This window comes from Sphingobium sp. DC-2, from assembly GCF_000722555.1.
In the GTDB taxonomy this organism is placed as follows: domain Bacteria; phylum Pseudomonadota; class Alphaproteobacteria; order Sphingomonadales; family Sphingomonadaceae; genus Sphingobium; species Sphingobium quisquiliarum.
In genome coordinates this window covers 1-5,967 of the sequence record NZ_JNAC01000164.1, presented here as the reverse complement: position 1 = coordinate 5,967, position 5,967 = coordinate 1, and the positions used below count along the sequence as shown (strand labels likewise).

9 protein-coding genes are annotated in these 5,967 nt (G+C 62.3%); 8 read left to right on the top strand and 1 reads right to left on the bottom strand.

What is annotated here, in order from left to right; all coding sequences use genetic code 11:
* A partial coding sequence (locus tag ET21_RS0123915) for a hypothetical protein (protein WP_030541645.1) occupies nt 1-254 on the bottom strand: 254 nt, incomplete at its 3' end.
* 801 nt (nt 255-1,055) lie between these two features.
* On the opposite strand from ET21_RS0123915, the gene ET21_RS28280 reads away from it, so the two are divergent.
* The 8 genes from ET21_RS28280 (at nt 1,056) to ET21_RS0123865 (ending at nt 5,955) form a co-directional block, all read left to right on the top strand.
* Nucleotides 1,056-1,202, top strand: coding sequence for a hypothetical protein (locus ET21_RS28280; protein ID WP_021223025.1), 147 nt, complete (start codon nt 1,056-1,058; stop codon nt 1,200-1,202).
* Between the two features lie 117 nt (nt 1,203-1,319).
* Nucleotides 1,320-1,580: a hypothetical protein gene (locus tag ET21_RS0123900; protein WP_008831823.1), complete on the top strand. Its 261-nt coding sequence runs from the start codon at nt 1,320-1,322 to the stop codon at nt 1,578-1,580.
* Between the two features lie 2 nt (nt 1,581-1,582).
* On the top strand, nt 1,583-3,034 hold the full coding sequence (locus tag ET21_RS0123895) for a DUF4942 domain-containing protein (protein ID WP_231634371.1): 1,452 nt from the start codon (nt 1,583-1,585) through the stop codon (nt 3,032-3,034).
* A 316-nt stretch (nt 3,035-3,350) separates the two neighbouring features.
* Nucleotides 3,351-3,599 carry a hypothetical protein gene (locus tag ET21_RS0123885; RefSeq protein ID WP_030541643.1) on the top strand — a complete coding sequence of 83 codons (249 nt, stop codon included), beginning with the start codon at nt 3,351-3,353 and terminating at the stop codon, nt 3,597-3,599.
* Entirely contained in the window at nt 3,596-4,405 is an 810-nt protein-coding gene (locus ET21_RS0123880) for a hypothetical protein (protein ID WP_008831890.1), read from the top strand. Before ET21_RS0123885 ends, ET21_RS0123880 begins: the two co-directional genes overlap by 4 nt.
* Nucleotides 4,406-4,416: 11 nt before the next feature.
* On the top strand, nt 4,417-5,037 hold the full coding sequence (locus ET21_RS26290) for a DUF6884 domain-containing protein (RefSeq protein ID WP_030541642.1): 621 nt from the start codon (nt 4,417-4,419) through the stop codon (nt 5,035-5,037).
* Nucleotides 5,038-5,293: 256 nt separating this feature from the next.
* A complete protein-coding gene (locus ET21_RS0123870) occupies nt 5,294-5,551 on the top strand; it encodes a hypothetical protein (RefSeq protein WP_008831892.1) in 258 nt (85 codons plus the stop codon).
* Between the two features lie 221 nt (nt 5,552-5,772).
* Nucleotides 5,773-5,955, top strand: coding sequence for a hypothetical protein (locus ET21_RS0123865; RefSeq protein WP_030541641.1), 183 nt, complete (start codon nt 5,773-5,775; stop codon nt 5,953-5,955).
* Nucleotides 5,956-5,967 lie beyond the last annotated feature (12 nt).

Here is a 5,967-nt window from a genome sequence, read left to right as displayed (position 1 = left end):
TGGCTTCCCAGGACCGGCACCCAATAATTCGCGGCGCGGTAATCAGGGCCGTGATCGACCGCCATCACCCCAAAGACATATCCGATCATTGGCAGCGTCCACAGCAGACGCCCGCCCAGGTCCACGCCCATCAGCACCAGCGCAACGCCAAGCACAGCCCAAAGCGGAATCAGTCGTTCCATGATTTCGCGATGACGGATTATTCGCCATGCACTTTCCCGGTCATCGGCGCTAACCTGCGATACGAGGCCCATAGCTTCCCCTTTTCATCAACGGTCGCCGGCGATCATCCAACGGCTTCACGAAAATGTGAAGCGCGTTTCGCGCGCATTCTCGCCAATCCGTTGTATAGCCCCCATCGAGCGAGGGCGAGGGACTGTGACAGCGGCCCTTCGCAAATCCTCTCGCTCAAAGGAGGTGATGTGATTTGACAGCATATGAAGCAGCTCAATTGACGATCGCAGCCGTCGCGCTCGTGATCGCAATTGTGAAGCTGGGGAAGTCCGATAAGGGCTGATCTAGCGGGGCGGGTGGTCTGACAGGGCCGCCCGCCCTAAATGTTTGACCCCGCCGTGTGACAGCACGGCGGGTTCAGGTAGGTGCGTGAAATGAATCAGCACACGAAGCATTGCCTATATAGCCCTTTTCCCTTGCCAATCCAATAACCGACGCGCGCGCGAGGTGTTCCCCGTCTGTTCCCACCGCCCCAAGCCCATTGATCCTATCTGGTATCGGCAAGGCTGCTATCTGCGCATCCAGTGCGCTTGCGGTCGCCGCGTCGTCGCCCCGCTGGGCGACTTCGCCCGCTCACGCCGCATTTCTTTCGATACCCGCATATACGAACTCATCGCGCGGCTTCGGTGCAGCCAGTGCCGCCGCAAACCTTATGCGGACGTGTCGCGCAACCGCTCGGGCAATTAAACTGACGGAGGATCCGATTACTCGGATGCTTCCGGCGCTATCCGTTGGGCATGTCGCCGGCGACATGCCGCAGCGCCCGCTAGGTCGCCGCTATGCTATGACCTGGCGGGCGCTTTTCCTAGATTGAGGCGGCAATGCCGCCGCGCCCGCTGTTCGACTTCGGGGCCTGTTCCTGCCCCCTGCCGCAAGGGCTGGACCGTCTCGGCCGCTATGCGGCCTCGCTTGGCGATCAGGCGGGTTTCCCCGCCCTTCCTTCGCTTCGCTCCGTGCAGGACGGGTGATTCCCCTCCCCCCTGATCGGCCCTGATTTGCGGCATTCCCCGGCCCTGCTCGCCGCTGGGCAGAAGTCGATGACCCGTCATCGCCTTCCGCTCCATTCTAGGCAGGGAAAACAGCACATGACCGACATTCCGCTGGCCACAATTCTTCGGATCAACGCCGCCCGCACCATCCCGCTCACTCGCTATGAGGAAGAGGGCAATTTCGACCGCTTTGGCTACATCAAAGACCTTGCCGAAAATCATGGCGCTGACCTTCCCGCTGTCATCGAGATTGCCGACCTACTAGGGCCGGAGGAAGATTTTGACGGCCTTGTGACCACCATCGAGGACGCCGCCGAGGGCTTCGGCTTTGGTGCTCTTATTGTCGGGGGGGCGTGAACATGGGCCAGGAGCTTATGACGCCCGCGCAGATCGCGGATATTTGCGACGGCCGAGACAAGGCCATAGCCCTTTGGCTCAGCCTCTATGACACCTACCATGCAACCCGCGACGAGGCGGCCCGCCTGACCCTTGGCGGCGCACTGTCGCTGTCATGTGGCCGCGACTGGACCGAGGACACGTTGACCCGCGCTTTTATCCAGTCGCAGCCTATCGACCAGCGCGACAAGGAGACGGGAGCGCGCAAGACCATCGACGCACGCGACAATTTCGAGCGCGTCTTGACGCACACGATGGACCGCCGGTGCTGGGCGGCCCTCATGGAGCAGCTGGGTTTTGACCAGCTGCTAGATCAGCAGGCCCGCAAGGAGTTTCATGACGGCTTGCGCGATGATCCCGTGCCGTTCACGCCCGACAACTGCGCCGCCACTTTCGGGAATATCTGGACCAACCGGCGCGACCTTTATTTGCGCGGCATCGCCAACGTCTTCGCCAAGCTGGATCGCCGCTTTCGCTCGCACAACGGTTTCAAGATCGGCGCGCGTCTCATCATCGACCGCGCCTTGAACGAATGGGGATCATGGGACCGCTACGAGCGCCGCGACACGTTGCGGGACGTGGAGCGCGTCTTTCTGGAACTGGACGAAAAGCCCCCGGTTTCAGAGGGCCACAGCATCGCCTCACAGGTTGCCGATTCGGCACGCGTGCGCGGATCGCTGCCAACCGTGATCGAGGGCGACTATTTCCGCGTTCGCGTCTTCAAGAATGGGAATCTGCACATATGGTTCGAGCGTGACGACCTTCTGCAGAGCGTGAATCTGTTGCTCGCGGAATATTACGGCGAGGCTATCGGTGATGGCTATGAGACGACCGAGGCAGAAGCGGCCCCGGCCTATCATATCACGCCCGCTAAGAACTTCGGCGCGTTCATGACTTCCCCGGAGATCGCCGCCCAGGTCATCGAACATGCGAGGATCAGCACAGGCCAGCGCGTTCTAGAGCCTAGCGCGGGAAAGGCCGCGCTTGCTTCGGCCGCGCGCAACGCTGGTGCCGATGTAACTTGCGTGGAGCTGCAACCCGGCTTCGCCCACGAACTACGCGTAATCCACGGCTTTGCCGATGCGATCGAGGGCGATTTTCTCGCATTGGACCCGGCCCATTACGCACCGTTCGACGCGGTGATAATGAACCCGCCTTTTGATCGAGGCCGCGACTGTGACCATGTGCGCCATGCCCTCGCCTTTCTCAAACCGGGAGGCGTGCTGGTGGCAATCATGAGCGCGCGGGCAGAGTATGGCGAGGATCAGCGCCACAAGGCGCTACACCGCATGATCGCTGGTTGCGAGGCGATCTATTTCCACGGTCGCAAATGGATCGACCTTCCCCCCGGTTCTTTCGCCCACGCCGGAACCAACGTGAACACTGTTTTGCTTGCGATCCGCAAGCCGGGTTGATCGGTGCAGGCGGTGGCAGCTGCCACCGCCTGTCCTGGCGCAGATTGAGGCGGCAAGCCGCCGCGCTGATTTATCGCGTTTGGGGCCTGTTCCTGCCCCCTGCCGCAAGGGCTAGACCGTCTCCGCCGCTGCGCGGCTCCGCTTGGCGACCAGGCGGGTTTCCCCGCCCTTCCTTCGCTGCGCTCCGTGCAGGGCGGGTGATCCCCCTCCCCCCTGATCGGCCCCGTTTGCGGCATTCCCCGGCCCAGCGTCGCCCGCTTTCGGCAGAAGTCGATGACCCGTCATCGCCTTCGGCTCAATTAGGAAGGGAAAGCCCATGAAAATCCGTATCTACCGCCAGACCGAGCAGGACTTTGACCGGATCGAGATCGAGGGCGCGACCTTTGAAACCATCGTCAGCCGGGCAGCGGTCGAGGGGCTTCAATGCAGCGGTTACGACAGCAATCCGAGCCAGCGGCCTGAGTTGCAGGGCGCACCGAAATTCAAGGGCGTTTGCGGTCCTATGTGGGATGGCGATGCGATCCGCTACGAGTGCAGCGCCACCTATGCGGAGTTGAGCGCATGAGCGCCGCCGCCGCGATACGCACCGCGCAGGCCGACCAGCTGGGCGACCAGATCATTGCCGCAGGCTTCGCGCCAAACGGCTTTGTGCTGGACATTAACGGGGCGCTTGATGTGCCCCGCGACTTTCCCCTTTCCGCGCCGTGGAATCTGCCGTCGCGCCTGTTTCAGTTCCCCATCGAGGTCATCCGCGCAGAGCAGGACGAGCCGCGCAAGATCGGCCTTCGCCATCCTTTGCTTGCCGCCCATCCTTTCGTGCAACACGTCGAGCGTGCGCTAGGGATCGAGATCGCCCGCGATGGCGTGACGAACCGCCACGGCTACAGCAACCGCGTTCATTCGCTCTGGCATCATGCGGTGGACCTTATCAGCGCCGGGAAATGGCGCGAATTGCTCGCCACGCAGGAGTTCACCGAGCCGCGCAATATCTTCAATGCCGTTGTCTATGGCCTTCGCTATTCGGACCACGCCGACAGGAAGGCGAGCGGCCACATCAGCACCGTCGAGGCCCGCCAGATCATGCGGGAAATGGGAGCTACCGAGCCGACCGACCGCGCCGCGTTGCTTCGCAGCTTTTCCGCGCCGTCGCCCTGCCAGCAGGAACGCGGGGCCGAGCATTGGCCGATCAATCTTCACGGACCTTGCGCCGAGGATAAGGCATGGTCTTTCATCATCGGGATCGAGGATGGTTGGTTTTCCTATGACCGTTCCGGGCATCTGCAATGGTCCCCCATGGGCCGCGACCGTTACGCGGCAGGCGATAGCGCCAGCTTTACCGAGGCGAGCGGCCAGACCGCTTTCGCCTTTTGAGGGGATCGAGCATGGCCCGCCATTGCATCCGCGAACCTCGCTACGTTCCCCCGGTGCAGCGCATCGGGGAGCAACCCGACTTGTTCGGTGGACCGACCCTTAGCCACGTTGCCGAGCGCCAAGGACCGCCGAAAGGATGGCAGCGCCAATTGCAGAAATGGGGCCGCTGCACCGTCATTGCCGATCTTGAGGCAGCGCCGCCGTCTGTCATCGACCCTCCCCCGTCCCCGTCTCCGGTTTTCCTTGTCGCTTGCGTTGCTGCGAAGCTGGACCGCCCCGCCCCGGCGCGCGATCTTTACGCATCGCCATGGTTCCAGAAGGCCCGTGCCTATGTCGAACGACAGGGCGGCGCATGGTTCATCCTGTCAGCAAAGCATGGCCTGATCGCCCCGGAAACCGTCATCGCGCCCTATGACGAAACGCTAGGCGCGATGAAGGCAGGCGCGCGCCGCCTTTGGGGCGCGCGCGTGATCGAAGCAATGGCCGAGCAGATCGACGCCGCCGCGCCGCTGATCGTTCTCGCAGGCCGCAACTATCGCGATCCCCTTTGGCCGCAGATCGAACGGCGCGCATCGGTTCCGATGGAGGGGCTTGGAATCGGTCAGCAGCTCGCTTGGTTGAGCGACAACTGAGAGCGAGAATTGTCGCGGTCCATGCGCAACTTCGCACGATGCGCTTCGAGGGGGCATCTGTTTGTCGCGCCGCCCTTTCAATCTATCCAACGCCATTTGGCGTTGTGAGTTTGAGGATTATAGGCCCAGCAACGGCCCAAGCCCCCCGGTAGGGCCGCCCACTCTCGGCAAGCGCAAATGGCGTAGTTTGCGCTTGCCGGGAGACCAGTTGCCCTCTCTATATGGCAAGGTGACTGCCCTCTCACCGACAGCGCCCTTGTGGACCCAAGATCAGGCCATCGCCTATGAGGCGGCCCTTGAGGCCATCAACGACGTTATCGCCGGTTACAGTGAGCAGATCGCGCTCGAGCATGGTTGCGTAGCGCCGAACGCGGCGCGGATCGCTTGGCTCGAAATGCGGACGGATCAGGCATCGGCCACCGGCCATGCGCTCAATGTGGTGGATGATGAGAATGTCCGGCAAACGCTGCTGGAATACAGCGCGATCGTTCGGGCGCGAGACGGCGCAGGGTGAAGGTCCGCTCGATGGGCGGGCGTTAGTTTGTTAAATCCCCCCGTCAGTGTCTTCCTAGCATGAGGGCTGCACCAGGCCGCATCAAGGATCGGCGGTTCCCCCAATTTGCTGCGCAAATCGGCTCCCCCACCGCCCGCTAGCGCGGCCGCTTCGCGGTCCCTGACCCGACCCGGCGCTGCCCTCCCCTTGGCCTTGCCAATTCCGGCAACAAGGAGGTTGTTATGTCTCATCGTCTGTTCGCTCAGCTGGCTTTCGAGCGTGCGCTTGGAAATGCTGCGATCGAGGCGCTGGCGACCGCGTTGAACGATAAGGATCATTTCGACGCGGAAAGCATGTGGCCGAAAGACCCGATGTTTATCGGCAAGACGGCCTCTGTACATTATTCGGACACAGATTCACGGTAGCGGCTTGATGAG